General features: G+C 61.6%; 26 protein-coding genes and 1 pseudogene. 13 read left to right on the top strand and 14 right to left on the bottom strand.

What is annotated here, in order from left to right; translation table 11 throughout:
- Positions 1-58: 58 nt before the first annotated feature.
- The 10 genes from adk (at position 59) to ACL0K2_RS06455 (ending at position 7338) form a co-directional block, all read left to right on the top strand.
- The gene (adk, locus tag ACL0K2_RS06500; protein ID WP_045163050.1) at positions 59-706 is read left to right on the top strand and encodes an adenylate kinase; all 648 of its coding nucleotides are present in this window, start codon (positions 59-61) and stop codon (positions 704-706) included.
- 277 nt (positions 707-983) lie between these two features.
- Positions 984-1661 (top strand): tRNA (adenosine(37)-N6)-threonylcarbamoyltransferase complex dimerization subunit type 1 TsaB, encoded by a 678-nt coding sequence (gene tsaB / locus ACL0K2_RS06495; protein ID WP_045163049.1) that lies wholly within the window; start codon positions 984-986, stop codon positions 1659-1661.
- Positions 1662-1720: 59 nt separating this feature from the next.
- Positions 1721-2083 (top strand): hypothetical protein, encoded by a 363-nt coding sequence (locus ACL0K2_RS06490; protein ID WP_230623663.1) that lies wholly within the window; start codon positions 1721-1723, stop codon positions 2081-2083.
- A 17-nt stretch (positions 2084-2100) separates the two neighbouring features.
- Complete coding sequence (locus ACL0K2_RS06485) at positions 2101-2976, top strand: DUF72 domain-containing protein (protein ID WP_045163048.1); 876 nt, start codon at positions 2101-2103, stop codon at positions 2974-2976.
- A 56-nt stretch (positions 2977-3032) separates the two neighbouring features.
- The gene (locus ACL0K2_RS06480; RefSeq protein ID WP_045163047.1) at positions 3033-3725 is read left to right on the top strand and encodes an extensin family protein; all 693 of its coding nucleotides are present in this window, start codon (positions 3033-3035) and stop codon (positions 3723-3725) included.
- Between the two features lie 56 nt (positions 3726-3781).
- Complete coding sequence (locus ACL0K2_RS06475; protein ID WP_045163046.1) at positions 3782-4564, top strand: class I SAM-dependent methyltransferase; 783 nt, start codon at positions 3782-3784, stop codon at positions 4562-4564.
- 358 nt (positions 4565-4922) lie between these two features.
- Positions 4923-5342, top strand: coding sequence for an HPF/RaiA family ribosome-associated protein (locus ACL0K2_RS06470; protein WP_045163045.1), 420 nt, complete (start codon positions 4923-4925; stop codon positions 5340-5342).
- A 313-nt stretch (positions 5343-5655) separates the two neighbouring features.
- Positions 5656-5916 (top strand): hypothetical protein, encoded by a 261-nt coding sequence (locus ACL0K2_RS06465; protein WP_045163044.1) that lies wholly within the window; start codon positions 5656-5658, stop codon positions 5914-5916.
- Positions 5917-6080: 164 nt separating this feature from the next.
- Positions 6081-6329 (top strand): DUF2789 domain-containing protein, encoded by a 249-nt coding sequence (locus ACL0K2_RS06460; protein WP_045163043.1) that lies wholly within the window; start codon positions 6081-6083, stop codon positions 6327-6329.
- 184 nt (positions 6330-6513) lie between these two features.
- On the top strand, positions 6514-7338 hold the full coding sequence (locus ACL0K2_RS06455; RefSeq protein WP_045163042.1) for an inositol monophosphatase family protein: 825 nt from the start codon (positions 6514-6516) through the stop codon (positions 7336-7338).
- Positions 7339-7409: 71 nt separating this feature from the next.
- Here ACL0K2_RS06455 and ACL0K2_RS06450 read toward each other — a convergent pair whose 3' ends face one another.
- A complete protein-coding gene (locus tag ACL0K2_RS06450) occupies positions 7410-7889 on the bottom strand; it encodes a DUF3597 domain-containing protein (RefSeq protein ID WP_045163041.1) in 480 nt (159 codons plus the stop codon).
- A 467-nt stretch (positions 7890-8356) separates the two neighbouring features.
- Positions 8357-9091, bottom strand: coding sequence for a sulfite exporter TauE/SafE family protein (locus tag ACL0K2_RS06445; RefSeq protein ID WP_045163040.1), 735 nt, complete (start codon positions 9089-9091; stop codon positions 8357-8359).
- Between the two features lie 220 nt (positions 9092-9311).
- On the opposite strand from ACL0K2_RS06445, the gene ACL0K2_RS06440 reads away from it, so the two are divergent.
- Positions 9312-10205 carry a CAP domain-containing protein gene (locus ACL0K2_RS06440; protein ID WP_155397657.1) on the top strand — a complete coding sequence of 298 codons (894 nt, stop codon included), beginning with the start codon at positions 9312-9314 and terminating at the stop codon, positions 10203-10205.
- Positions 10206-10214: 9 nt separating this feature from the next.
- Here the strand turns inward: ACL0K2_RS06440 and ACL0K2_RS06435 are convergent, their stop codons facing one another.
- Positions 10215-10586 carry an STAS/SEC14 domain-containing protein gene (locus ACL0K2_RS06435; protein ID WP_413044058.1) on the bottom strand — a complete coding sequence of 124 codons (372 nt, stop codon included), beginning with the start codon at positions 10584-10586 and terminating at the stop codon, positions 10215-10217.
- Positions 10587-10902: 316 nt separating this feature from the next.
- On the opposite strand from ACL0K2_RS06435, the pseudogene ACL0K2_RS06430 reads away from it, so the two are divergent.
- Positions 10903-11141: pseudogene (locus ACL0K2_RS06430) on the top strand (type IV pili methyl-accepting chemotaxis transducer N-terminal domain-containing protein); the annotation flags it as partial.
- 174 nt (positions 11142-11315) lie between these two features.
- Here ACL0K2_RS06430 and ACL0K2_RS06425 read toward each other — a convergent pair.
- Complete coding sequence (locus tag ACL0K2_RS06425; protein ID WP_025242533.1) at positions 11316-11597, bottom strand: peptidylprolyl isomerase; 282 nt, start codon at positions 11595-11597, stop codon at positions 11316-11318.
- 198 nt (positions 11598-11795) lie between these two features.
- Here ACL0K2_RS06425 and ppk2 point away from each other — a divergent pair, with 198 nt between their 5' ends.
- Positions 11796-12722, top strand: coding sequence for a polyphosphate kinase 2 (gene ppk2 / locus ACL0K2_RS06420; protein ID WP_045163038.1), 927 nt, complete (start codon positions 11796-11798; stop codon positions 12720-12722).
- Here the strand turns inward: ppk2 and ACL0K2_RS06415 are convergent.
- From ACL0K2_RS06415 to ACL0K2_RS06370, 10 genes are all read right to left on the bottom strand, one after another.
- Positions 12716-13693: a PstS family phosphate ABC transporter substrate-binding protein gene (locus ACL0K2_RS06415; protein ID WP_045163037.1), complete on the bottom strand. Its 978-nt coding sequence runs from the start codon at positions 13691-13693 to the stop codon at positions 12716-12718. The genes ppk2 and ACL0K2_RS06415 overlap by 7 nt on opposite strands.
- Positions 13694-13713: 20 nt before the next feature.
- On the bottom strand, positions 13714-13941 hold the full coding sequence (locus ACL0K2_RS06410) for a hypothetical protein (protein ID WP_021207578.1): 228 nt from the start codon (positions 13939-13941) through the stop codon (positions 13714-13716).
- 19 nt (positions 13942-13960) lie between these two features.
- Positions 13961-15124: a Na/Pi symporter gene (locus ACL0K2_RS06405; RefSeq protein ID WP_413044057.1), complete on the bottom strand. Its 1164-nt coding sequence runs from the start codon at positions 15122-15124 to the stop codon at positions 13961-13963.
- A 218-nt stretch (positions 15125-15342) separates the two neighbouring features.
- Positions 15343-16902 carry a glycerol-3-phosphate dehydrogenase gene (glpD, locus tag ACL0K2_RS06400; RefSeq protein WP_413044056.1) on the bottom strand — a complete coding sequence of 520 codons (1560 nt, stop codon included), beginning with the start codon at positions 16900-16902 and terminating at the stop codon, positions 15343-15345.
- 419 nt (positions 16903-17321) lie between these two features.
- The gene (locus ACL0K2_RS06395) at positions 17322-18080 is read right to left on the bottom strand and encodes a DeoR/GlpR family transcriptional regulator (RefSeq protein WP_045163034.1); all 759 of its coding nucleotides are present in this window, start codon (positions 18078-18080) and stop codon (positions 17322-17324) included.
- A gap of 143 nt (positions 18081-18223) precedes the next feature.
- Entirely contained in the window at positions 18224-19735 is a 1512-nt protein-coding gene (glpK, locus tag ACL0K2_RS06390) for a glycerol kinase GlpK (RefSeq protein ID WP_045163033.1), read from the bottom strand.
- Positions 19736-19747: 12 nt separating this feature from the next.
- Positions 19748-20623, bottom strand: a complete 876-nt coding sequence (locus ACL0K2_RS06385; protein ID WP_045163032.1) for an MIP/aquaporin family protein — start codon at positions 20621-20623, stop codon at positions 19748-19750.
- Positions 20624-21085: 462 nt separating this feature from the next.
- Positions 21086-21511 carry a DUF1810 domain-containing protein gene (locus tag ACL0K2_RS06380; protein ID WP_413044055.1) on the bottom strand — a complete coding sequence of 142 codons (426 nt, stop codon included), beginning with the start codon at positions 21509-21511 and terminating at the stop codon, positions 21086-21088.
- A 213-nt stretch (positions 21512-21724) separates the two neighbouring features.
- Positions 21725-22756 (bottom strand): ion channel, encoded by a 1032-nt coding sequence (locus tag ACL0K2_RS06375; protein ID WP_239611809.1) that lies wholly within the window; start codon positions 22754-22756, stop codon positions 21725-21727.
- Positions 22757-22956: 200 nt separating this feature from the next.
- Complete coding sequence (locus ACL0K2_RS06370; RefSeq protein WP_413044446.1) at positions 22957-25392, bottom strand: helicase-related protein; 2436 nt, start codon at positions 25390-25392, stop codon at positions 22957-22959.
- Positions 25393-25470 lie beyond the last annotated feature (78 nt).

Genomic DNA, 25470 nt, shown 5'->3' with positions numbered 1-25470 from the left:
GGTAGGGTTGCATTCATCGACCTGGCGGCACCCTTTGCAAAACTTGAGGACTCACTCCATGCGCGTAATTCTGCTGGGAGCGCCCGGTGCCGGGAAAGGCACACAGGCACGCTTCATCACCGAGAAGTTCGCCATTCCGCAAATCTCCACGGGCGACATGTTGCGTGCAGCGGTCAAGGCCGGTTCGCCGCTGGGCCTGCAGGTCAAAGACGTCATGGACAGCGGTGGTCTGGTCTCCGATGAAATCATCATCGCGCTGATCCAGGAGCGGCTGCAGCAGCCCGATTGCTCCAATGGTTTTCTGTTCGATGGCTTCCCGCGCACCATCCCGCAAGCCGAGGCGCTGCGTGATGCCGGTGTCAAGCTGGATCACGTACTTGAAATCGCCGTGGATGACGAAGAGATCGTCGGTCGCCTGTCCGGCCGCCGTGTGCATCCGGCCTCCGGTCGGGTGTATCACACCGAGCACAATCCGCCGAAGGTCGCCGGTGTCGATGACCTCACCGGCGAGGAGCTGATCCAGCGCAAGGACGATCTGGAAGAAACCGTTCGCCATCGCCTGAGCGTCTACCACTCGCAGACCAAACCGCTGGTGGCCTTCTACCAGAACCTCGAAGCTAGCGAAGGCACGCCCAAGTGCAGCCGCGTCGAAGGCGTCGGCTCGGTTGAAGAGATCACTGCAAAGGTGATGGCTGCACTCAGCTAAACGGTCTTGCTGTCAACCAACGGCCCGCTTTTGCGGGCCGTTGTCGTTTCAAGGCAAATCGAAGTGGTAGGCAAAAACGCCGCTGAGCGCTACAGCGCTCGGCTAGGCAATTTGACATAGCTCCGGAAAATCGCATGCTTTCGGATGATGTCGTTACGCCTGGCCTCGCCCGCAGGCGTACGACGCTGTGCCCCGTCGCTCGGCGGGCCGCAACGCTGGCAAAAAAAGACCTAAACCGTTTTAATGCCCGCCCACTCGGCAACCTGCATAAATCATCATGACCACTCTGCTGGCGCTGGATACTGCGACCGAAGCCTGTTCCGTTGCATTGCTGCATGACGGCAAGGTAATCAGCCACTACGAAGTGATTCCGCGGCTGCATGCGCAACGGTTGCTGCCGATGATCCAGACCCTGCTGGCCGAGGCGGGAATCGCCCTGTCGGCGGTTGATGCGCTGGCCTTCGGTCGCGGCCCCGGCGCTTTCACCGGGGTGCGTATTGCGGTTGGCGTGGTGCAGGGGCTGGCGTTCGCGCTGGAGCGCCCGGTACTGCCGATCTCCACGCTGGCGACGATCGCCCAGCGCGCGTATCGCGAGCATGACGCAGGGCAGGTGGCGGTGGCCATCGATGCGCGCATGGATGAGGTCTATTGGGGCTGCTATCGCGTGCATGAGGGCGAGATGCAGCTGGCTGGGATCGAAGCCGTGTTGCCGCCGGAACAGGTCAGCCTGCCACGCGATGGCAGCGGAGACTGGTTCGCTGCTGGCACGGGCTGGCGCTATGGCGAGCGGCTTGCGCTGAAGCCTGCCGCGGTCGATGCGGCGTTGCTGCCACACGCCGAGGATCTGTTGTGTCTGGCGACCTATGGCTGGCGACGCGGAGAAGCGGTGGAGGCCGATCAGGCCCAGCCGACCTATCTTCGCGACAACGTCGCCACCCCGAAAGCCACTCGGTGACCAGCGGCATTGCCAAACTCCTGGCGGATCGCTAGAGTCGGCGGCACTTGAACAGGTGAATGATGCGCCTCAACGGTCTCGCCCCCTCTGCCTATCCCATCGAACGTCCTGCCCCGCATGGCAGCGCGCCGGTGCCCTATCGCGAAAGTGAAAGGGCTGCGGAGCAAGCGCGTGAGTCGATCGTTACCCCGTCCAGCCAGGCCGATTCCACCTATGAACACCTCTCCAGAGGCACTCGGAGCGAGTCCACCGACTATGCCTCGGTAGTCTCCGGCGACTTCATGCCGGCCCGCTTCGAAGCCATGATGGAGCGGCCATTGACCAGTCGTGCTTCTCAAGCGCTGCAGAGCTACGGCACCACGGCGAGCTTCAGCGCCGATCTTGATGCCCACGAAGTGCTCGGTCTGGATCTCTACGCCTGAGGCGTAGCGAACCGCGCGTGAACCTTCCCTACTTTCTCGGCTGCCCGTCCTGGAATGACGCCGCCTGGCGCGGGGCGCTCTATTCGCCAGGTTTGCCGGCGACTGAGTTCCTTGCACGCTATTGCGCGGTCTTCAATTCCGTCGAAGGCAATACCACGCTCTACGCCTGGCCGTCCGTAGCGAAGATCGAACGTTGGGCGGCGCTGATGCCGGACGACTTTCGCTTCTGCGCCAAGCTGCCACGGGAGATCAGTCAAGCGACGGATCTGCGTGAAACAACGGATCTGATCCTGTCGTTCCGTTCGCTGCTGGCTCCGCTGGGGCAGCGGGTCAGTCCGTTCTGGTTGCAACTGCCCGCCACCTTCGGCCCGGCTCGCCTGGGCGAACTGGTGCCTCTGATCGAAACCTTGAATAGACCGTTGGCGGTAGAGGTGCGTCACCCCGCGTTTTTCGCCAGAGGCGAGGAGGAGCGGGCGCTGAACCGCTTATTGCACGAATGCGGTGTCGAGCGCGTCTGCATGGACACTCGCGCACTGTTCAGCTGCCGGACGAGCGATCCCGCCGTGCTTCATGCACAAAGCAAGAAGCCGCGGCTTCCTGTGCGTCCGGCGGCGTTCAGCCAGTCACCGCAGCTGCGCTTCGTCGGGCATCCCGAGCTGGCAGCCAATGATCGCTTTCTCGCGCCCTGGCTGGACAAGGTGGCGGGCTGGATCGAGGCAGGCAAGCGTCCGCATGTATATCTGCATACGCCGGACAACCGGTTGGCGCCGGATTTGGCCATGCGTTTCCATGAGCAGCTCAGCGGACGGCTGCCGGGTTTGCCCCCACTGGCGGTAGCGCCGACACAGAGCGAGTCGCAGATGTCTCTGCTCGATAGCGAACCCTGCTCGTGATTTGCCGGTAGCGGGCGGCGCTGCAACCTTGGCGTGTCGGCGTTGCCAAAATCGCTATGACTTTCGGCCGATTCTTCCTGTTGCTGCTGCTCGCATTAGGCGGGTTCGTCTACGCGGTATGGCGCGGTCACGTCGATGTCCCGCCGAAGTGGAATCCCTGGGCGCCGCTGGATATTCGCGAGGCGCCGAACCTGCTCACTTCCTTCAAGCTGCGGCGTCTGCAGGAAGATCGGGAACTATGCGAGCAGGCGCTGAAAACGTCCGATCTGAGCTACGTTGCCGTGCCGGACAGCACGCCGCAACCCGGCTGTCCGGTCGAGAATGCCGTGCGCGTGAGCGGCTCGGCGGTGCGCTTCAACGGCCCCTTTCTCGCGACTTGCCCGCTGGCTGCCGCCTATGCGTTGTTCGAACGCCATGGCTTGCAGCCCGCAGCGCAACAGGTGTTCGGTCAGCCGGTGGTGCGCGTCGATCACTTCGGTAGTTTCGCCTGCCGCAACATCGCCCGCAGCAACCGGCGCAGCCAGCATGCTTCGGCCAATGCGCTGGATCTGGCCGGGTTTTGGCTGCAGGACGGTACGCGCATTACCGTGGCTCGCGACTGGAAAGGCGATGACGCCAAGGCGCGCTTCCTTCGCAGGGTCAAGGCAGCCGCCTGCGATGCCTTCAGGATTACTCTGAGCCCGGAGTACAACGCCGCTCATCACGATCATTTCCATGTGGATATGGGCGGTTTTGGCCTCTGTCGCTGAGGCACGCCGGCGTCGCCTCTGGCAGAATGCGGCGTTTTCCCGCCACCGAGCTCCGTATGATTGCTTCATCCCCGTTAGTTCGTGTCGAAGCCCTTGCACCTCAATTTGCCGAGCAGGCTGGTGCCTGGGCATCGCGACTGGAATTACCTTTGCGGGCGGACGAGGCAGAGTTCGCCCTGCAACTGGGTGAGAGCGGGTTGCAGCTGCAATTGCTCGGCCCTCAGGCGCCGGGCCCGGTCCGGGTGGATTTCGTTGAGGGCGGCGCCGCACATCGTCGTCAGTTCGGCGGAGGCAGCGGGCAGATGATCGCCAAGGCGGTCGGCATTCAACCCGGGATTCGCCCCAGCGTGCTGGACGCAACAGCCGGACTTGGCCGCGATGCCTTCGTGCTGGCGACGTTGGGCTGCGACCTGGTGCTGTTCGAGCGCCAGCCGCTGATCGCCGCCTTGCTGGAGGACGGCCTGAGGCGCGGGTGTGAGGACGCCGACGTGCGATCGATCGTCGAACGCATGCGCCTGCGGCATGGCAATGCCATCGAGCTAATGGCCCAGTGGCAGGGTGATCCACCGCAGGTGATCTATCTCGATCCGATGTTTCCGCATCGTGAAAAGAGCGCGTTGGTGAAAAAGGAAATGCGCCTGTTCAGACCCTTCGTCGGGGACGATCTGGACGCGGGTGTCCTGCTCGAGCGGGCGCTGGCGCTGGCCAGCCACCGAGTGGTAGTGAAGCGGCCACGTAAAGCGCCTGCCATTGACGGACCCAAACCGGGTTATAGCCTGGAGGGTAAGTCCAGCCGCTACGACATTTACCCGAAAAAGAAGCTATCCGCCGGTCAATGATCACTGGCTGGCGATGATCCGATTCGGCGGTGGAGCACAGGGCACTTATGAGTCTTCGCAATCTTCTGTAACCAAGCGGCTGGAGGTCTTGTGCGCCGGCTGCTCGGCAGTGGCTGCACGAAGGGCGGGTTCGGTTGGCCGACCACCATCGTGCTCGCGGCGTTGCGTTGGCCTTGCTTAATGTCGCCAACAATGGCATTTCTAGGCCGTGTTCCGTTGCTTTGCAAGCCAGGCTGCTGAGCCAAGGGCCGCGCGCCTTTAAGGGCTGGTGTGGCCGGCAGTGAACCGGGACACGTCCTGGATCAGACCGTTTGTGGGCTGAACGGTGGTTACCTAGATCGCGTAGAAGGAAGAGCATATGCAGATCCAAGTACATAGCGATAACCACATCGAAGGAAGCGCCCGTCTCGTGGACTGGGTCAGCGGCAATGTTGCCGACAAGCTGGATCGGTTCGACGACGAAGTCACCCGCGTCGTGGTGCATCTGAACGACGAAAACGGCGTCAAGGCCGGCGCCCACGACAAACGATGCCAGATCGAGGCACGCCCGAAAGGACAGCAGCCGGTCTCCGTTACACACAAGGCGGCATCCCTGGAACTGGCCGTGGACGGTGCCATCGACAAGCTCAATAACGCTCTCAAGCATCAATTCGGCAAACTGCGCAGCAAGCGCGTATCGGCACCTACGCCGATCGAAGGCGAGACCCTCGAAGTCGAGGGCCGGGACGCCTTGTTGGAAGAAGATTTCCTTGCGGACGAGCAGCTGCGCACCTCCTGAAACTGGCCATCCATCGCTCCTTCGGGACGTAACCTGATGGCTACACCTGTCATTCATTTCCCATCTCAGCAGGCAGGCATCGCTCCGCGGTGCCTGCGCCTTGCTCGCAAATCTGCCGGCTCCACCATCTTCCCTTAAGCGACCATCGGCCCTTTCGCACGCCGGTCCTTGTGCTATACCCAGTCAAGGTACTGCGCGAGGAGCGTCGGCTAACGGCGCGCTCGGCTCGTGGCGGACCATGACGAGGGGGGGCAATTTTGCCGTATGAGCATTGTTGATAATTGCTCACGGCTATCAACAGCGAGGTGACACCATGACCATGATGCAATGCGAGTACCGCGATCACGTCATTACGGCCGAAGTGATGGAACATCCCGGCACCCCGACTCCCTGGGCCGGTGGGTGCCGAATCAGCAACCCGCAGGGACAGGTCACTCGGCGTATGGCGCTTCCGGTCGGGCACGCCTTCATGGCGGAGCTCGAGCAAGCGCAGCGGGCATCCATCGCCCACGGCAAGTGGCTGGTGGACCAATATCTGGATCAAGGCAGGCAACTGTTCGACAAGGCCGCCTGAATTTCCTGCGGGCCGCGCCCCTCGCGCGGCCCGCTTCTTTCTTACGGCCACTGCCGAGCGCGTGGCTAAGCGTTCCGTTGAACTGTTAGCCGTGCTGGAGCCTCTACTGGGGACGTCGCCTGCGCCTGAGCAGCGCCAAACCCACCAGGACGAGGACCCGTTCGATGGAACTTCCCAACAAAGACATGACCACACTGTTCGAGCAGCTGGGCCTACCTTCGGATCCAGCCAGCATTGACGATTTCATCGCCGAGCATGCGCCGCTACCCAACCACGTCAAGCTTACCGAAGCGCCGTTCTGGAGCGACGCGCAGCGTGCCTTCCTCGCCGATGAATGGATAGAGGACGCCGAATGGGTGCCGATCATTGATGAACTGAACGCTCGCCTTCACGAAAAGCAGGCACAGCCCTGACCCAAACCTGGGCTTGCAGCGAGCGCGCAACGCCAACCAATCCACTGGGTCGAGCGCGAGCCTGACGTGGTGCTGGGAGCGGTTAGCCGAGGCCGGTGTTTGCCTGCCCATGACGATTCACTAGAATTCGCCGCTCCCGCGCGATGCCGCGCTTCGTTGTAGACCCGCTGCAAGAAGGACAACCATGAATAGCGACCCATCGGCGGCCAGCCCTCTCGATATCGCGGCCCGTTACGCCTGCGCCAAAGCCCTCTCACTCGAGGCGGCGCAGCTGGGCCTGGACTACTACCGCAAGCGCGACGTGCTGACGGTGGAGCACAAGGGCGACGACCTTCAGGATGTGGTGAGCATCGCAGATAAGCAGATCGAAGATTTTATTCGTGCCCGACTGGCTGAGCGTTTTCCAGAGGATGGATTTCTCGGCGAGGAGAGCGGTTCCGCCGATCTCGGCGCCCGTTGCGTGTGGGTGATCGATCCCATCGACGGCACGGCCTGCTTCGTCAACGGACTGCATAACTGGTGCGTCTCGATCGGCCTGCTGATCGACGGCGAGCCGCATTTGGGCGCCATCGCCGATCCCAATCACAACGAGCTGTTCCATGGCTGCCTGGGCCAGGGTGCGTTCGTCAATGACACGCCCCTGAAGGTGAGCGGCGCCACTCATGTGGGACAGGGCGTGACCGCCACCGGCACCTTTCACCCGCGTGGCAAGGAGCATTTCATCCCGTTTCTGGAAAAGCTGCTGGCCGAAGGCGGTATGTTCTTTCGCAACGGCTCCGGCGCGCTGATGACCGCCTATGTGGCGGCCGGGCGTCTGCTCGGCTATTACGAAACCGAGCTGAAAAGCTGGGACTGCATGGCCGGCCTGGTGCTGGTGAAGGAGGCGGGTGGCTGCGTGAACGACTTTTTCCGTAATGACGGGCTGTTACGTGGCAATCCCTATCTGGTCGCCTGCCCGGGCGTCTATCCGCAACTAGCGGAAATGATCGGTCCTTCGCTGGACGGTTGAGGTCGCAGCGGACGTCGAAGCGTCCGCAGCTGCGTTCGCACGGCCGCGTGCGAACGGACCATGGCTCGGTATCAGGTGCGTAGCTCGGGGGGAACCGTCCCGCCGTGTTCGGCGAGTTTGTGCATCACGGTGCGGTGCAGCCAGATGTTCATCTGCGCCGAGTCGGCCATTTTGTCTGGCGGACAACCCAGCTCGGAGGCGAGCTCCTTGCGTGACTCCAGGCTGCTGTCGAGGCCCAGCAGTTTGAGCAGGTCGACGATGGAGGTACGCCAGTTCAGCTTTTCCGGAAAATTGGCCGCCATACCGTCGAGCTTTGCGGGCACGTCAACGGCACTGGTGGTCCCGCCCGCAGTGCCGACGGTGCCGGCGGTCACTCCACCGGCGGTAGACGGTGCCGTGGTCGCGTTGTTGGCCGCGGTGGGCCGCTCGGAGTCGACCACCGTATCGGTGGCGTGCTGATTGACGCCCGAATCCGGGGCGGCAGGTTTGTGCGCTTCGTTGCTCACGCCACCCATGCCCAGCGCATCTTTGATCTTGTCGAACAGGCCCATTGCACGATCCTCGGTTGATGTAGGTTTCCGTTGGACCTTCGCGGCGCTCAGGTCATTCACCGCCGCAGGTCGGAAGCCGGACGCTGGTGTCATTTGGTACGCATCTGGTGCACCGGACCTTCGCTGCGAGTCGGCTATGTGCTTTTGCATGGATGGATCAAAGGACGCGCAATGACGTAGGCGGGTATAAGCAAGCCGCCGGAGCCGCGGCGGCCTTGCGATAACGCGTTCACTCGGCATTCGACTCGACTGCTGCCGCCTCGTCGCGCTGTTCGGCTGGAGCGGTGTCAGAACACCAGCATGAACAGGCCGATCACCACCAACAGACCGATCAGGAAAATGATGCCAATGGTGCTGCCCAGAAACTTCAGCATGAGGATGACTCCTGTTGCAGTGGGTTCACTAATTCCGACTGGGGCGGGCGGTGATCGTTCAGACAGCGGCGGGTAAGCGGCGCAAATGCCGCGTCAAAGGTGCTTCCAGATCAGTTGCAAGCCGGCGAGCAGCATGCCGATCCGAGCGATTCGGTAGAACCAGGTGTGATCGATACGTTTGTGCAGCCAAAGCCCGGCCCAGACGCCGAATGGCACGATGGGCGCAAGCGTCAGGCTCAGCAGCAAATTCTCGCGACTGAACTGGCCAAGTGCGGCGTAGGGAACCAGCTTGATCGCGTTGGTCATCAGGAAGAACAGATTGATGGTCGCCACGTAGCGCAGCTTGTCCAGCTGTTGCGGCAGCAGATGCATCATGATCGGTGGGCCGCCCGCATGGGCGACGAAGCTGGTAAAGCCGGCAATCGACGAGAGCAGCGTGCCGCGACCGCGCTGCAGTGGTCGTGGCTTGTCGTTGTTGGTGATCAGCCCGAGCACCACGAAACCCACCGCGATCACGCCCATCATCAGGCCGATCATGCGCTCGTCGAGCAGGCCGAAGGTGAGCGAACCCAGGGCAATGCCAATCAGCGCGCCAGGCAGCATGACCTTGAGATTGGCGGTGTCCCATTTACCGAAATAGGCTTTCAGACCCACCACGTCAGCCAGACAGAGAATCGGCAGCATCACGGCCGCTGCCTGTTTCGGTGAGATGGCCAGCGCCAGCAAGGGTACGGCGATGCCCCCCAGGGCACCGCCAAAGCCGCCTTTGGATAGCCCTGTGAGAAAGATCGCAGGCAGCGCGAACAGCAGAAAATCGGCAAGGTTCATGACGGTGTTGGCGCTCGACGGGAAGAGTGCGGATGAGTCGTTTTGGCGACGGATCAATCATCGCATTTTTTACCGGTCGATCAGTTTGCCGCGATGGGGCCGATGCGCTCGGTGGTGCCGGCCAGATGCATTGGTCGGGATAGCTCGGGGCTGAATGTGGTCAGCATGGAAGGCTGGTGAACGTCACCGGTCTTTCTCTCCCGCTCGATCCAGGTGCCGTATGGATGTACGCAAATCAGCCTTATGGTCATCCATCTTCGGAACGCCGCTGCGCCGTCTTGTGGTCGGCTCGGCACTGCTGACCGCGATATTCGCCAATGGCGCGAGCGCCGATGATACGGACGAGTTGGTGAGTCTGGTCAACGAGTTCCGCGCCTCGGGCGAAGGTTGTGGCGGCGCCAAGGCCGAACCGGTCGGCCCCCTCGCACCCGCCGCTGCACTGGCATCGATACCTGCCGGTGCCGGCGCGCAGATCCAGCAGGCGGTGGTGGAGTCGGGCTACCAGGCGGCCAGCCTGCAGGCCATGGCGGTGACCGGTCCTGGCGATGCGAACACCGTGATGCGCGTCTTTAAGCAGCGTTACTGCAGTGCATTGATGAACGACGATTTCGCTGAGATCGGCGTCTCGCATGAGGGCAATACCTGGCAATTGATTCTGGCAAAACCGTTGCTGTCCGCCGATATCGGCGACTGGCCGCAGGCCGGCAAGACGGTTCTCGAACAGGTCAACCGAGCGCGTGCCGAGCCGCGGCGCTGTGGCAATCAACGGTTCGATGCGGCGCCGCCGCTGAGCTGGAACGAGCAACTGGGGGAAGCCGCGTTGGCCCACAGCCAGGACATGGCTAAAAGGGACTATTTCGCTCACCAGGGTCATGATCAGAGCCTGGCTGGTGACCGCGCCAGGCGTCAGGGCTACCGCTGGCAGCGCATCGGTGAAAACATCGCGGCTGGTCATGGTTCTGCCGAACAGGCGGTGTCGGGCTGGCTGGCCAGCCCAGGCCACTGCCAGAACATCATGAATCCGGACTTCACGGAAATGGGTGCCGCCTATGCGACCCATCCACGCAGCGCGGCGACCATCTACTGGACGCAGGTGTTCGGTACGCCGCGTTAGCCTGGCGCGTTACAGCGCTCCTTCCAGCCATTCGTGCGCCTCGGTGGACTGATGCTGATCGAAGGCCTTGACCTTCAGGCCAGGAATAAGCGCCCCTTCGATCTCGCTGGCCTTCCTCATCCACTCCTTGGCGCAAACGACCGCGCAACGGTCGAAGCGGCGCATGAAACGGAACATCTGCGGAATTCGCGACAGCTCGACGCCGACCGCGCCGAGCGTTGGCATGTCGAAGTCCCCAACTCGGAAGAGCATCTGCCCATGGGTAATGCCTTCGGACTTTCTCATCAGCTCATCAAGCGCAAAGCGCATTTCGTTGCTGTCGAGCTTGCCGGAAAAATCCACGTCGATACGTTTGTCGCCTATACGCGTTACATGGAACATCTCATCGCTCCTTTAGCACGGGGAATGACGGCTCGGGCTCGTTTACTTGAACCATAGCTGTCGAGGCGCATCAGCTCGAAAAAAAGCACCTTGATTTTTCGTTTTCATTGACCTTCGTCAATGCGCTGAAACGCTGTCTCAGGACTGTTTTTGAAGGCCAACTAGCCCGTCTGGATCAGTAAGTTCAGTCATGATCAACGGTATTAAAGGTAGCGCATTCCAGGCCGAGACAAGGGCAACTGCGCCAGCGTCGGAGGACGTTTCAATGGCCGTGACGCTCTTTTTAATTGGCCACTGGACGATCACATGATCAGCTCTGGCGAACGCCATCCGAACCCTGTTACGCAGCCTCCGCCTGCGTACCATCAATCTCCAGATCTTCTTTTCCTACAGCCTGACCTTTCTGTGCGCGGCGATCACGGCAGGGGGTTGTTTCTTTCCAGCAGGGACGCCTCACAACTCGATATGGCCGGAGCCCAGCGAATGCTGAGCCAGAAGATGGTCAAGGAGGCGCTGTTGGCTGCGCAGGGCGTTGGCGCGGCGGGCGATGTGGAAAGCTTGAAGAGCCTGACCGGGCGTTTCCGCCTGGAAGCCTGACGCCGGCTTGCGTGTAACAGCGTGCGTATGCGAGCGGGGCAGGGCGATCGATCTCGCGGTATCGGAGAAGGGTAGGAGAGGGATTCGAGGGGAAGGCGAACAGCCCCCGCGCCTTGGCGCAGGGGCTCAGGATCAATCCTGGCGGCTGGTCACTTCCAGCAGGTGGTAACCGAACTGGGTCTTCACCGGGCCCTGCACGACGTTGATCGGCGCGCTGAACACCACGGTGTCGAACTCCTTGACCATCTGGCCCGGACCGAACGATCCCAGATCGCCGCCCTGGCGGCTGGAGGGGCAGGTGGAGTTGTCTTTGGCAACCTGAGCGAAATCGGCGCCGCCTTCGATGGCAGCTTTCAGCTCGTTGCACTTTTCTTCGGTGGGAACCAGGATGTGGCGGGCAGTGGCTCGGGCCATGGGGTGTACTCCAGTTGGAAAGTTGCGAGCCTACCGGATTTGCCCTGCGATTCAAACGCTGCCTCCATCCAAGTCTGTTCGCACGTCGGCCATCGGCGCAGCGGAGGCTTCGGTCATGATCTCGTCATTGCTGTTCACTAGCGTGAGCCTGGGAGCCACCAAACCTGGCTTTTATCTCACGCTTACCGGAAGCCGACGATGACCGATGATCTGAGTAATTCGCTCCAGGTATACGAGCACCTGTTGCACGAGTTTCAGGACAGCCTCGACGAAGAGTTTGAAATGGAGTTGGACGATGCGCGCATGGATGCGTTGATAAGGCGCGAAGGCATGCCGCAACCGTCGGATAGTGGGTTGTCCCGACGGGTCTATTTCTCCGAACTGCTGCGTCTGCAAGGCGAACTGGTCAAGTTGCAGGACTGGATCGTGCATCACAAGCTACGCGTGGTCGTGCTCTTCGAGGGACGGGACGCGGCGGGCAAGGGTGGGGTCATCAAGCGCGTGACCCAGCGGCTCAATCCGCGCATCTGCCGCGTTGCCGCCTTGCCGGCACCCAACGACCGCGAGCGCACCCAATGGTATTTCCAGCGGTACGTCTCGCATCTACCCGCCGCTGGCGAAATGGTCCTGTTCGACCGCAGCTGGTACAACCGCGCCGGTGTCGAGAAGGTGATGGGCTTTTGCAGCGACGACGAATATGAGGAGTTCTTCCGCTCGGTCCCGGAGTTCGAGCGGATGCTGGTGCGCTCGGGCATCATCCTGATCAAGTACTGGTTTTCCATCTCGGATGAAGAGCAGAACCGCCGATTCCTGGCGCGCATCCATGATCCGCTGAAGCAATGGAAATTGAGCCCCATGGACCTCGAATCCCGGCGTCGTTGGGAAGCCTATACGCGGGCCAAGGAAATCATGCTCGAGCGTACCCACATCGACGACGCGCCCTGGTGGATCGTCGAGGCCGACGACAAGAAGCGTGCACGCTTGAATTGCATCAGTCACCTGCTAAGCCAGTTGCCCTACGGCGAGGTGGAACGCGCCCCGGTGAAGTTGCCCGAGCGCGTCTACAACCCGGACTATCTGCGCAATCCGGTGCCGGACAACATGGTCGTGCCGACGCTCTATTGAGCGCCGGTTCGGTTTGCGTCGGTCGTGCTCGGTTCCTGCGCTTGCTGCAGAGCTGCAAGGCTGCGCGCATAGCGCTCGGCCTTGAGTGGCATGTAGCCGGTGAAATGAATCCAGCTGGGCAAGCCGTCCAGGTAGTGTTCAACGAATGCCTGGGTGATGGGCTTGCGCTGAAGGCTCTGTTCGTTCAGGTACAGGAACAGCGGGCGTGTCAGCGGCCTGTAGCGGTTGTCGCTGACCGTTTCGAGCGTTGGAAAGATCGGGCCGCTGCCATTGTCCACCGCGAGCAGCTTCAATTCCTCCCAGTGCCGATGGTAGGCGCCGATGCCGAAGAAGCCGAGCGCGTTAGGCTCTGCCGCGATGCCTGCGGCCAACTGCTCTTCATCTTCGCTGGCGGTGTAGTCCTGGCGGCTGCGATGGGTGGTTCCCACGATCTCCTGAGTGAAAACATCATAGGTACCTGAATCCTGTCCTCGCCCGAACAGCTTCACCGGGCGATCCGGCCAATCCGGGCGGATCTGGTTCCAGCGCATGACATGCCCTTCTGCAGCCGGTGCCCACAACGTCTTGAGTTCATCCACCGTGATGTCGTTTGCCCAGCGGTTGCTCGGGTGTACCACCACGGCGATGGAATCCATGGCCAGCGGAACCTGGCGATAGCGGATGCCATTCTCGGCGCAATGCGCTTGCTCTTCGGCGTTCATCTCGCGCGAAGCGTCGTTGATGTCCGTTTCGCCGGCGCAGAAGCGGCGAAAGCCGGCAGTGGTTCCGGAGAACTTGACCTCTATGGGATGGCCGGGCCGGGCGCGTTGAAAGCGTCGTGCCGCTTCCTTCGTCAGTGGGTAAACGGTGCTGGATCCATCGACGAGCAGCCCGTCGGACACCGGCTCAACGGCATGTGAGGACGGGGCGAGCACCGTGTGCAGACTCAGCGTGAGGCTGATCAGCAGCAGAGGGCCTGGTTTGACGCGCATGTGTCGTTCCTCTACGGGTGTCAGGATTTCGCTTTCAGCCATTCGGCCTTGAGGGTGGTCCAGAACAGCTGAAGGCTGTTGAAACGGGTATCCACTGCATTGATGTATTCGTCCAGGTGCTCGATCTCACGGTGCTGCGCACGTTGTTCCTGGGCATCGATGCGTTCCAGTTGGGCTTCGAGCTCATTGAGCGATTCGCGCAATTCGCGGATGCGGTTTTCGGTCTGGATGCGACGTTCGCTTTGCATGATTGGGCTCCAGGCTGGGTCAGAGTTGGCTGCCGCCGATCAGTAGCAAGGGCAGGCCGAAGAACACGCCTCCGATATACGCCCCGACATACAGCTTGCTGCGTTGCGCCAGATCCGCCAGGTAGTTGGCAATGGCCGGAGGTACTCCGCGCAGGAAGGGCAGTACGTAGATGATCGAGATACCGAGAAGATTGAACAGCAGGTGCACCAAGGCGATCTGCATCGCGAGTTCCGCCGTTGGTCCCGCAATTGCCGTGGCGGCCAGCAGGGCAGTGACGCAGGTTCCGATATTGGTGCCCAGCGTGAAGGGATAGACCTGCTTGAGGGTAAACACACCGGTGCCCGCCAGCGGCACGATGAGCGCTGTTGTCGTCGAGGAGGATTGCACCAGCATTGTGATCAATGTGCCCGAAGCGATGCCCGACAGCGGGCCGCGTCCGACGCTGGCGTGCATGATGTCCTTGGCGCGCCCGACCATCACCTTGCGCAGCACTTTGCCGATGGCTTGCACCACGAACAGGATCAGGCCGATTCCGATGGTGATCAGTGCGATCCCGGCCCACACCTTGTTGGGCAACCAGGAGACGCTGGCATCGAGCAGGTCGCTAGCCGGGGCGAGCAGCGTTTTCATGAAGTTCATGCTCTTCATGTCGACCCCGGCGCTGTCGTTTACCAGCAGACCCGCCAGGACTTCGGACATGCGCTGCAGAGGATGGAAGAGCAGTTCCAGCGGTAGCAGAATCGTCACGGCGGTGATGTTGAACGCATCGTGCACGGTCGCTGCCGAGAAGGCGCGATGAAATTCCGGCCCGCTGCGGATGTGGCCCAGGCTGACGATGGTGCTGGTCAGCGAGGTGCCGATGTTGGCGCCCATGATCAGCGGAATCGCAATCGGGATCGGCAGCCCGCCGGCGACCATGCCAACGATGATCGAAGTTACCGTGCTGGAGCTCTGGATCAGCGCCGTGGCTGCCAAGCCGATCATCAGCCCGACGAAGGGGTTGGTGGCAAAGGCAAACAGCTCCTTGGCGTTATCGCCAGTGGCGGCTTTGAAGCCGTCGCCGATCGCGCCCACTGCAGCCAGCAAGAGGTAAATAAGCGTGATGACCAGAAGCCAGGACAGCCATTGGCGTGTGATCGGGGAGGAGGGGCTTTCCGCCAAGGCACCGGTATTCGTCGTCATCAGGCAACTCCCGTGAGCGTGTAGGTCGCTTAACGGTGCCGCGCTGGTGTGAACGCTTGATGACCGCAGCGGACTGCGGGACGAAGGGTTGAAGGCGTTTCGATTCGGCAGAAGGGCGGCTTAATGGGTAAGCGATACGCTATCGCGGACACTTCCCGGACAGTTGCGGGCTAGTCGTCGAGCTAATGTCCGGCCTGCCATGGGCAGGCCCGATCGAATCAGGCGGCGTCGCTGCTGCGCGCGGAGTTCTCATTGGGCTGCTCGAGCAGATAGCGTTGCAGGCGCTCCTTCTGCGGTTCGCTGAAGGCCAGACCGAGTTTGGTGCGACGCCAAAGAATGTCGTCCACATCGTTCGCCCACTCCTCGCGGCGAAGATAATCGACCTCTTGCGCGTACAGTTGGTGGCCCAGGTCCTCACCCAGCGCGTCGACCGAGCGCGCATCGCCCAGCATTCGCCAGATGCGATTGCCGTAAAGCGTTGCCCAGCGCTTGGCCAACGCGAAGTCGATACCCTGCACCTTGCCCATCAGCGCTTCGATGAGTGCTTCGACGGTGCTCATCCCTTCGCCGCCGGGTAGCGGGGCGCTGGCCGTCCAGCTCGGCTTCATGTCCGGGAAGTACGGTTTGAGCTGCGCCATCGCCGATTCGGCCAGCTTACGGTAGGTGGTGAGCTTGCCGCCAAACACCGACAGCAGCGGGGCCTGCTTGTGCTCGGCAGCCAGCGATAGCGTGTAGTCCCGGGTGACGGCCGAGGGGTTGTCGGATTCGTCGTCACACAGCGGCCGCACGCCAGCGAAGGTGTGCAGAATGTCCTTAGGCTCCAACTGCGTGCGGAAATGCGTGTTGGCTATACCCAGCAAATAGACGATCTCTTGCTCGGTAATGCTGACCGTAGCCGGATCGCCGTGATATTCCCGATCGGTGGTGCCGATCATGGTGTAGCGATCCAGATAAGGGATGGCAAAAACGATGCGCCGATCCTCGTTCTGCATGATGTAGGCCTGTTCGCCTTCGTACAGCCTGGGCACGATGATATGGCTGCCCTGGATGAGGCGGATGCCGTATGGCGAGCGCTGCTGCAGGTTCTCACCGATGAACTGCGCCACCCAAGGCCCGGCCGCGTTGACCAGCGCTTTGGCCCGCAAGGAGAAGCGGCTGCCATCCTGACGTTGCAGTTCGACATGCCAGATACCGGCGGCACGCTTGGCGCTCAGGCATTGGGTACGGGTATGGATATGCGCGCCTTTTTCTCGCGCGGCCATGGCATTGAGCACGACCAGGCGCGCATCGTCGACCCAGCAATCGGAATATTCGAAACCGCGGCGGATCGCCGGCTTCAGCGGGCTGTCATCGCCGAAGCGCAGGCCGCGCGAAGCCGGTAGCTTCTCGCGCTTGCCGAGGTGGTCGTACAGGAACAGGCCAGCACGGATCATCCATGCGGGGCGCAGGTGAGGGCGGTGCGGCAACACGAAGCGCATCGGCTTGACGATGTGCGGCGCCTTTGCCAGCAGCACTTCGCGTTCGGCCAGGGCTTCGCGGACCAGGCGGAATTCATAATGTTCGAGATAGCGCAGGCCACCGTGGATCAGCTTGCTGCTGGCCGATGATGTATGGCTCGCCAAGTCGTCGCGCTCGCACAAAAACACCGAAAGTCCGCGACCAGCCGCGTCCGCAGCGATACCCACACCATTGATTCCACCGCCGATGACGGCGATGTCGTAGAGTTCGGAGACGGGGCAGGCGGCTTCGATCACGGGGTTCTCCTCAAGAACGAACATTTATTTTCGAATATGAACATCCTAGCGCAGAAGAAGTTCGCTCTCCAGGTGGTATGTTCGTTTTTTATATCAAAAGAAAGTAATCGAACCTATTCGAACTGCCAATTGGTGCTAGCGACGGCGCTTGTGCAGTTGTAGTGATTCGGGATTGTCCCGCTCGGAGTGGAAGCAGAGGCGGGCCGAGCAAAGAAATGTGGCAGGCGGGTGTGACAGAAAGTCACTCGGCTTGGTTCGGTTAAGCGCAACGCCTTGCCTGCACGCAGTTCGTGGAACGGCTCAGTTTCGTAGGCGCCAGCCACGGTGTCGGGATATGGTCCGTATTGGTGGCTAAAGCCACCCTACGGCGCTGGCGCTTGTAGAGGCATCCATCCAGTCGTGGCGAGTTGCGCGCCTCGCCGAAGACGCTCTGTAATGGCGGGTCAACCCGTGACTTCGAGTTTGACCTTGTGGCGATTCAACAGCTCCATGAAGGTTTCCGGTGGCCGGGCTTCGGTGAACAGCATGTCGATCTGCTCCAGCGAGCCGAGTCGGGTCATGGCGCTGCGGCCGAACTTGCTCGAATCCGCCGCGAGAAAGATCTTGCGCGCGTTGCTGATGATGGCCTGGGAGACGCGCACTTCCTGATAGTCGAAGTCCAGCAGGGTGCCGTCTTCGTCGATCCCGCTGATGCCGATCAGGGCGAAATCTACCTTGAACTGGCTAATGAAATCCGCTGTGGCCTGGCCGACCACGCCGCCGTCGCTGCGCACATTGCCGCCGGCGATCAGCACGTCGAAGTCTTCCTTGGGGCTGAGGATGCTCGCCACGTGCAGGTTGTTGGTGATGATCTTGAGATCGCGGTGATTGAGCAGCGCATGGGCGATGGCTTCGGTGGTGGTGCCGATATTGATGAACAGCGAAGCCTGATCAGGAATGTGCGCGGCCATGGCGTCGGCGATGCGGCGTTTCTCGTCGCGCATCTGCCGGGCACGCTGGGTGTAAGCGGTGTTCTGCACGCTGGAATCGTGGGCGGCACCGCCGTGATAACGACGCAGCAGGCCGGCTTCGCCCAGCTGATTGATGTCACGACGGATGGTTTGGGGCGTCACCGAGAACTGTTGCGCCAGCTCTTCGATGCTGACGTAGCCGCGTTCGCGCACCAATTCGAGAATGCTCTGCTGTCGTGGGGCCAGACTCATGGAGGCTTCCTTGTTATCGATATGCCGGGAAGCATGCCGCAGTCTGGTCCGTGATTAAAGAATTGTTCATTTGCGAATAGCAGCGCCCAGCGCGGAAGTGAATCCGGCTGGGCGCAATCAAGATGCCGATTCGGTAGTCGAGGCTATTCCTCTTCCCAGTCGCGGGTGCGACCCACCGCCTTCTTCCAGCCCTTGTAGAGCGCTTCACGCTTCTCGTCATCACAGGCCGGTTCGAAGATGCGCTCGATTGTGGCCTTGCTGCGCAACTCGTCCAGGCTGCTCCAGAAACCGGTCGCCAGGCCTGCCAAGTAGGCGGCGCCGAGGGCGGTGGTTTCCTTCATCTGGGGACGTTCCACGTGCGTGCCGAGCAGGTCGGCTTGGAATTGCATGAGGAAATTGTTGGCCACTGCGCCGCCATCCACACGCAGTGAGCGCAGGCGCTCGCCGGCGTCCTGCTGCATGGCGTCGAGCACGTCGCGGGTCTGGTAGGCGATCGATTCCAGCGCGGCGCGGATGATGTGGTCGACCTTGACCCCACGGGTCAGCCCGAACAGTGCGCCACGGGCACGCGGATCCCAGTAGGGCGCGCCGAGCCCGGTGAACGCTGGCACCAGGTAGACGCCGTTGCTGTCCTGTACTTTGGTGGCGAAGTATTCGGAGTCCAGCGAGTCGTTGATCACCTTCAGCTCGTCGCGCAGCCACTGCACGGTCGAGCCACCGTTGAAGATGGCGCCTTCCAGGGCGTAGTTGACCTCGCCCTTCGGCCCGCAGGCTATGGTGGTGAGCAAGCCGTGCTTGGACTGAACGGCCTTGGTGCCGGTATTCATCAGGAGGAAGCAGCCGGTTCCGTAGGTATTCTTGGCCTGGCCGGGCTCGACGCACATCTGGCCGAACAGCGCGGCTTGCTGATCGCCCGCGATACCCGCGATCGGAATGCCGGTGCTCTGTCCGGAGCCCAGATAGGCGTGACCGTAGACTTCGGAGGATGAGCGCACCTCTGGCAGCATTTCGCGCGGTATATCCAGCGCCTCCAGCATCACCGGATCCCACTCCAGCTTGTGGATGTCGAAGAGCATGGTGCGCGAGGCGTTGGTGTAATCGGTGACGTGAGCCTTGCCCTGGGTCATCTTCCAGATCAGCCAGCAATCGACGGTGCCGAACAACAGTTCGCCCCGACGGGCGCGTTCACGGCTGCCCTCGACGTGATCGAGAATCCACTTGATCTTGGTGCCGGAGAAGTAGGGGTCGATGACCAGGCCGGTGGTGTTGCGGATGTGTTCTTCCATACCGTCACGCTTGAGCTGATCGCAGATCGGCGTGCTCTGGCGACTCTGCCATACGATGGCGTTGTAGATCGGCCGGCCGGTGCTCTTGTCCCAGACGATGGCGGTTTCGCGTTGGTTGGTGATGCCGATCGCTGCGACCTGCTCGTTAGTGATGCCGGCCTGTGCCAGGGCTTCGACGAACACGCCGCTCTGGGTGGCCCAGATTTCCATGGGGTCATGCTCGACCCAGCTCGGTTGCGGATAGATCTGCGCGAATTCGCGCTGAGCAATGGTGACCACGTTGGCGTTGCGGTCCAGCACGATGGCGCGGGAACTGGTGGTGCCCTGGTCGAGGGCGACGATGAATTGCTTGTTGTTCTGAGTGCTCATGGTGTCGATTCCTTAACGAGCTTCTTGGGCAGTGACATCGTGTGCGGTGTAGCGCTCGGCCTTGCGGTCCGGCTCGGCGGCGCAAGCGCCTCCATCCAGATTTGGCAGATGCTTGCAGATCAGCGCCTTGTAGCCTGCGGCGCCGATGCAGGCACCCAGCACCGGGGCGATCAATGGAACCAGAAAGTAGGGGATCTCCCGGCCACCGGTAAAGGCCACTTCACCCCAACCAGCGAAATACGTCATCAGCTTCGGTCCGAAATCACGCGCCGGGTTCATTGCGAAGCCGGTGAGAGGGCCCATCGCGCCGCCGATCACCGCGATCAGCAGGCCGATCAGCAAGGGTGCCAGCGGGCCGCGAGGCAGGCCGTTGCCGTCATCGGTCAGGGCCATGATCATCCCCAGCAGGATAGCGGTAATCACCACTTCCACCACAAACGCCTGACCGACCGATAAGGATGCATGAGGGTAGGTGGAAAATACCGATGCGAGTTCAAGGCTGGCGATGCTGCCGCGGGTCATGTGCTGCGTCTGTTCGAAATCGAAAAACAGGCTGCTGTAAAGACCATAAACCAACGCAGCGGCGCAGAAGGCTCCCGCTGTCTGAGCGAGGATGTAGGCAGGGACCTTGTTGCGCTCGAACGTGCCGAACAACCAAAGCGCGATGGACACGGCGGGATTCAGATGAGCGCCGGAAACACCGGCGGCAAGGTAGACTCCCATACTGACCCCGATACCCCAAATAACGCTTATTTCCCAAAGACCTAGCTCTGCGCCGCCAAGCTTTAACGCGGCCACGCAGCCTGTGCCGAAGAAGATAAGCAGGGCGGTGCCGAGAAACTCGGCAATGCATTGCCCCCGTAGCGTCGGGGTGGACGGGTTGCTCATGCGCAGGTCCTCTTCTGAGTCTGTTGTTGTTGTAGTCCGAATACTGCGAGGGTTCGGAAATGTTCGGAAATGAAAACTTAAAGTCAAAACACCGAGCTGTCAAAGTAAAAACTTGAACATTTCAACGGAAAGCTGACGAAAGGCTGTTGTCGCCGCCACTGATGACGGTTTTCTGGCGTGGCGAGGTGAGCGGTCGCAACGGCTGACTCGATGCGTGGCGATGATCGTGTGTTAAGGGCCGGGCGGGACACGCAAGCCGGATCGCGTCTGGGGGAGATCCGCTGCAGCATGATTTTGCTGATCAGCTTGCGCGGTACCGCACTCGGTCTTCCGCGGCATGGCTTCGAAGCTGTCGGCCTGCGCCATGTATTGCACCTGTGTGGGGGCGGCGGGCCTGCCGGAAAAGCGAGAAGCCTATCGTGCCGGCCTTGGCTCGCCTATCGCAGGTCCGTTCCGCGCCGCTCAACGATGCAGGCGCGACAGTGTCGCCGGGTCAGGGTCGGCCGCGAAGAACGCATCCAGCACCGTTTGGAATACGGTTCGCTCAGGCGCAACGGTGGCGAATAGCGTCATGCTCGAGCGCAGCTTCATGTCGTCGGGTGAACCAAGAATCTGCCGTGCCGGACGCTCGGCATGGGCAAGCAGCGCCTCCGCGCATTCCTCAAGACGGGGCCCGAGCAGCGGGTGCTGTAGATAGGCCGCCGCCTCGTTTGCATCCTTGATGGCGTAGCGACGCGCCATATCACTACGGCCGAGGCCGGCTATCTGCGGAAAGATGAACCACATCCAGTGGCTTTGCTTATGGCCGGCCTTCAGCTCCGCCAGTGCGCGGTCATAGATCGATTGCTGGGCGTCGACGAATCGCTGCAGGTCGTGTGGGTCGCTCATGGTGTCTCCCGGCTGCTCATGGCTGTCCTAATCAGAGCCGGAATGGCGAGGTTGATTCCCGAAATGAAGGGAGCCGGGTGTCGTAGCCGGGGGGCAGGTGCTACGCCCGTGGCGCTTCGTTGGGCCTATCGGCGATCGCGGTGTCGATGCGTTTGTTGTAGGGCCGACTCGTTCGGCCCTACAGGCGCATCTCTGCTCGGCGCAGCGCCATGCTCAGCTTGCGTCACCCAGGCCAGCGAGGCGCGTGTTGGCGATATAGAACAATTCGCCGCCTCGTACCGGTGTGTCGTTGGACGGGTTGATGGTCGGCTGGGGCTGATCTTTGGCGCGGTAGCCGATCAGCGTCGCGTTGTGCCGGTCTTTCAATTGCTTGTACAGCGCGCCGACCGTGCTTTCGTAGCTCTCGGGCAGTAGCAGGCGGTATTGGGTCGCGCCCTGGCCCACGCTTAACAGCTCATTAATGATCACTGAGGAGCCCGGGTCCTGCGATGAGCGCACCAGCATTTCGATGGCCATGCTGGAGGTGCATTCCAGCTTGGGCGCATAACTGCGGGCCAGTCGGGCGGTCTCGCTGCTGCTGAAGTGGGCAACCACGTGGCCGACCGGATTGAGCTGGTTGATGGTCAGCACGACGGCTAGCGTCAGGTCGTCCGAGCCGGTGCGCACCAGGGTGCGTTCGGCCCCTTTCACCCCGGCGCGCTGCAGCAGCGCCAGAGACGACAGACTCTCGCCATGGATGAACTCGGTCTTGCCTGGCATTGGGTTTTCTTCGAGCACCGTGTCGCAGATGACGATCAGGTGGTCGTTGGAGGTTTCGTCTTCATGCAGCAGTTCGACGACGCGCTCGCTGATTTCGCCTTCCCAACCGATCACAACGGTATGGCCCGTGCAGGTGGCGAACGTCCCCTTGCCTTTCATGCCTTTCCTCCAGACTGCGATTATGGAATTGGTGGTTTTGCCGATGATGGCGGTCAGCAGCGCGATGCCGCCGATCATCAACCAGGTGGAAACAAAGATGCGACCGCCAGCGGTCTGCGGTGAGAAGTCACCGTAGCCGACGGTCAGCGCGGTGGTCAGATAGAAATAGACGAACGTCTTCAGCTCGGTGAGTGGTGTTTCTTCGAACAGACGCAGGCCGGCATAGGACACGGCAACATGGACGCCTAGTGCGAGCAACAGTGCGGCCCAGCCGAACTTGCTGGTGATCGCGGCCAGTTGCTGGCGCAACTGAAGGATGATCGACATCGGCCCTGGTTCCTTGGCAAGCGGTGATTAGGGTCATGACCGACGCCCGAAAAGGCGCCGCCCATCTGGATAAACCTGCGGCATCCTAAGGGCCGAAGCCGTCCCTGGCCAGCCTCGATGCCTCGTGTCGCTCGTTCGAACATCGACCAACTACGCTTGTCGAGCGCCTGCTTTTGGTCGCCCGAAACGCCCAAGCTGCCTCAACGCCGCTCGCGGAAGCAGTTCTGACACAGCCGAAATTTGCGCGCCGCCATCGGCATCGCCTTGCCGCAGCCCTCGCAGTTGCGGGTCTCTCCGGAAATCCGCCGGCGATCCGAACTGCGTGGCTTACGCTGGCGTGACAACTCGCGGGTGATCGCACCGTTGAGCAGGCTGCGATGCTGTTCGGCCTGCTCCAACGCCGGGAAGTGTGCCGGCAGCGTGCGCGACAGGTGCAGGTAGGTTTCGATGACATGCAGCGAGCTTTCCAGTGTTGCCAAATCGGCATCGATGATCATCCGCGGCAATGGGATCTCCTTGTCCTGGGCGACCTTTTTCAGCCATTGCTGGGCAAAGATGCTCGCCGGGCTGTCCAGACCACCGCGAATCGGCGTGCAGGCAAAAATCCAGCGCAACGGCAGATCGATGGTCGGGTCGTCGACCAGCTTGATCCACTCCGCCAGCTCGTCGGGCAGGATCGAGATGAATTCGTCGCCGTAGTTGATGTTGCGGTTGAAGGTCAGCCATGCCCGCAGCAGGCTCGGCTCGTTCATCAGCTCGGCGATCGCCTGCAAGTGCTCGATGGAAGGCCGTACCTGGAATTGCGTCAGGTCCACTGGCAGGTCCGGGCTGTGGAACAGACGCCTGATCGATTGCAGTGTCTGCACATCCAGCGCGGTGATGACGCCGCTGTCGTGATGCCCGAAGCGTCCGGCCCGCCCGCCGATCTGCTTGACCTCCTGCACTTTGAGCTGACGGCTCTGGATGCCGTCGTACTTCTCGTCGGTGTAGAAGCACAGCGTGTGCGCCGGCATATTCAGGCCCATGCCGACGGCGTCGGTGGCAACCATGATGTCCGCCTCGCCTTCACGGAAGCGGCGGGCTTGCTCACGCCGCACTTCAGGCGACAGCGCACCGTAGACCACCGAAACGGTCTTGCCGGTCATCTCCAGCAATGCCTTGAGTTCCAGCACGGTCTTGCGGCTGAAGGCGACCAGCATCGAGCCTGCCTCGAGCTGCTTGAGGGTGGTCGAGCGGCGCGCCACGTCCACCGGTGAGAGTCGTTTGGTGCGTTTGACCACCAGTTGGTCTTCGCAGAGGTCGCAAAGGGTTTTCAGCGACGGCTGGATCAGCTCCGGGCCGGTCATGATCAGATCCTGCGTGTAGGCGCTGACCAGCGCATCGACCCAGGCCCAGCCGCGTTGCGAGTCGGCCATCATCTGCACTTCGTCGATGACCACCACGTCCCAGGATTCGTGCCGGAAGCGCGCGAACTCCTCGACGGTGCAGCAGAAATGAGTGGCGCCCTCGCGAATGATCTCTTCCTCGCCGGTGACCAGCGAGCAAGGCACGCCCATGGACTCGATGCGCTCCTGGTTCTCCAGTGCCATCAGGCGAAGCGGCGACAGGTAAATGGCATGCTCGACCGCGGTCATCGCCTCGATGGCCTGATGCGTCTTGCCGCTGTTGGTCGGGCCGAGCAGGGCGGTCCAGGTACGGGTGATGCGCCGAGCGGCGTACAGCTTGTGGTAGTGGACGAAGCGCGGGTTGTTCTCCAGCAGCACAGCGAAGGCCATCTTTTCCCGGTTGTCCTCGCGGGCGAAACGGATGGTCCGGCGCAGCTTTTTCGGCTCCATCAAGAAGACTTCAGTCAGGCGCTTCTCGCCGAGCAACTGCAGATCGAAGTCCTGCGCCTCCTCGATCATCATCTCGAACTTGGCCTGCAGGGCCTGGCGGTCCTCGCGCTTGATCGCGGCGACCTCGTCCGCGCTGAGCACATGGCCTTGGCCACCTGAGATGCGCCGTTGCATGTCCAGCGCGACGTCGCCGTGGCGCAGCTCGACGACATAGCGCAGGTCGTGTTTGACCTCGTTGACGATGTCGACGGCACGCGCCGCGAAATCGTCGAGGCGTGAAAGCCGCACGGGCAGGCGCTCCAAGCATTGAACTTTCTGTTCTTCGCTGAGGCTGGTGAATGGCTGTTCCAGGACATGCAAGCGATCCCGGACCAAGGCCTCCACCGCGGCGCACACGTTTCGTTCGAAGTCGTCTATCGATCCGCTGTCGTCGATGCGCAGCGCGAACTCGGGTTCGAGCAGGTTCTGCACCGGGCCGCAATCCAGCGATTTTTCGACACCGAAGATATCGACGGTACAACTGAAATCGTTCACGTCCCGGTTCAGCAGCCGGCCGATCAGGCGAGTCGGTTCGGCGTCCCCAAGATTCGCCTCGACCGTGGGCAGGTCCAGTCCCAACCAGAACAATCGCGCCGCGCGGCCGATTTCCGGTGGCTGATGGCCGAGATAGGTGCTGAACCATTTTTCCTGGTGATTTTTCTTCGGCACGAAATCGGGATGGCGCGTGTTGGCCCAGTCCAAAAAGCGCTGAAGTCTTTCGAGCTTGTAGGCGTGGCGTTGTTTGGTTCCGGCCTTGCGCATGATCGACGCCTCACTGATCAGATGACTGCGCAGTTTGGACAATCACTCGCCTGAATACGAGCATCAGGCTCGACGGGC

Origin of the sequence: Pseudomonas sp. YJ42, from assembly GCF_047225135.1 — a bacterium.
Lineage (GTDB): Bacteria > Pseudomonadota > Gammaproteobacteria > Pseudomonadales > Pseudomonadaceae > Stutzerimonas > Stutzerimonas stutzeri_E.
Note: the sequence above shows the minus strand (reverse complement) of the source record. Positions and strands in the feature narration are given on the sequence as shown.

Bases quoted from the DNA above. Each gene is read 5' to 3' on its own strand.
- adk (WP_045163050.1), top strand. From the start codon at position 59: ATGCGCGTAATTCTGCTGGGAGCGCCCGGTGCCGGGAAAGGCACACAG.
- tsaB (WP_045163049.1), top strand. From the start codon at position 984: ATGACCACTCTGCTGGCGCTGGATACTGCGACCGAAGCCTGTTCCGTT.
- ACL0K2_RS06490 (WP_230623663.1), top strand. From the start codon at position 1,721: ATGATGCGCCTCAACGGTCTCGCCCCCTCTGCCTATCCCATCGAACGT.
- ACL0K2_RS06480 (WP_045163047.1), top strand. From the start codon at position 3,033: ATGACTTTCGGCCGATTCTTCCTGTTGCTGCTGCTCGCATTAGGCGGG.
- ACL0K2_RS06475 (WP_045163046.1), top strand. From the start codon at position 3,782: ATGATTGCTTCATCCCCGTTAGTTCGTGTCGAAGCCCTTGCACCTCAA.
- ACL0K2_RS06470 (WP_045163045.1), top strand. From the start codon at position 4,923: ATGCAGATCCAAGTACATAGCGATAACCACATCGAAGGAAGCGCCCGT.
- ACL0K2_RS06465 (WP_045163044.1), top strand. From the start codon at position 5,656: ATGACCATGATGCAATGCGAGTACCGCGATCACGTCATTACGGCCGAA.
- ACL0K2_RS06460 (WP_045163043.1), top strand. From the start codon at position 6,081: ATGGAACTTCCCAACAAAGACATGACCACACTGTTCGAGCAGCTGGGC.
- ACL0K2_RS06455 (WP_045163042.1), top strand. From the start codon at position 6,514: ATGAATAGCGACCCATCGGCGGCCAGCCCTCTCGATATCGCGGCCCGT.
- ACL0K2_RS06450 (WP_045163041.1), bottom strand. From the start codon at position 7,889: ATGGGCCTGTTCGACAAGATCAAAGATGCGCTGGGCATGGGTGGCGTG.
- ACL0K2_RS06445 (WP_045163040.1), bottom strand. From the start codon at position 9,091: ATGAACCTTGCCGATTTTCTGCTGTTCGCGCTGCCTGCGATCTTTCTC.
- ACL0K2_RS06440 (WP_155397657.1), top strand. From the start codon at position 9,312: ATGGATGTACGCAAATCAGCCTTATGGTCATCCATCTTCGGAACGCCG.
- ACL0K2_RS06435 (WP_413044058.1), bottom strand. From the start codon at position 10,586: ATGTTCCATGTAACGCGTATAGGCGACAAACGTATCGACGTGGATTTT.
- ACL0K2_RS06425 (WP_025242533.1), bottom strand. From the start codon at position 11,597: ATGGCCCGAGCCACTGCCCGCCACATCCTGGTTCCCACCGAAGAAAAG.
- ppk2 (WP_045163038.1), top strand. From the start codon at position 11,796: ATGACCGATGATCTGAGTAATTCGCTCCAGGTATACGAGCACCTGTTG.
- ACL0K2_RS06415 (WP_045163037.1), bottom strand. From the start codon at position 13,693: ATGCGCGTCAAACCAGGCCCTCTGCTGCTGATCAGCCTCACGCTGAGT.
- ACL0K2_RS06410 (WP_021207578.1), bottom strand. From the start codon at position 13,941: ATGCAAAGCGAACGTCGCATCCAGACCGAAAACCGCATCCGCGAATTG.
- ACL0K2_RS06405 (WP_413044057.1), bottom strand. From the start codon at position 15,124: ATGACGACGAATACCGGTGCCTTGGCGGAAAGCCCCTCCTCCCCGATC.
- glpD (WP_413044056.1), bottom strand. From the start codon at position 16,902: ATGTTCGTTCTTGAGGAGAACCCCGTGATCGAAGCCGCCTGCCCCGTC.
- ACL0K2_RS06395 (WP_045163034.1), bottom strand. From the start codon at position 18,080: ATGAGTCTGGCCCCACGACAGCAGAGCATTCTCGAATTGGTGCGCGAA.
- glpK (WP_045163033.1), bottom strand. From the start codon at position 19,735: ATGAGCACTCAGAACAACAAGCAATTCATCGTCGCCCTCGACCAGGGC.
- ACL0K2_RS06385 (WP_045163032.1), bottom strand. From the start codon at position 20,623: ATGAGCAACCCGTCCACCCCGACGCTACGGGGGCAATGCATTGCCGAG.
- ACL0K2_RS06380 (WP_413044055.1), bottom strand. From the start codon at position 21,511: ATGAGCGACCCACACGACCTGCAGCGATTCGTCGACGCCCAGCAATCG.
- ACL0K2_RS06375 (WP_239611809.1), bottom strand. From the start codon at position 22,756: ATGTCGATCATCCTTCAGTTGCGCCAGCAACTGGCCGCGATCACCAGC.
- ACL0K2_RS06370 (WP_413044446.1), bottom strand. From the start codon at position 25,392: ATGCGCAAGGCCGGAACCAAACAACGCCACGCCTACAAGCTCGAAAGA.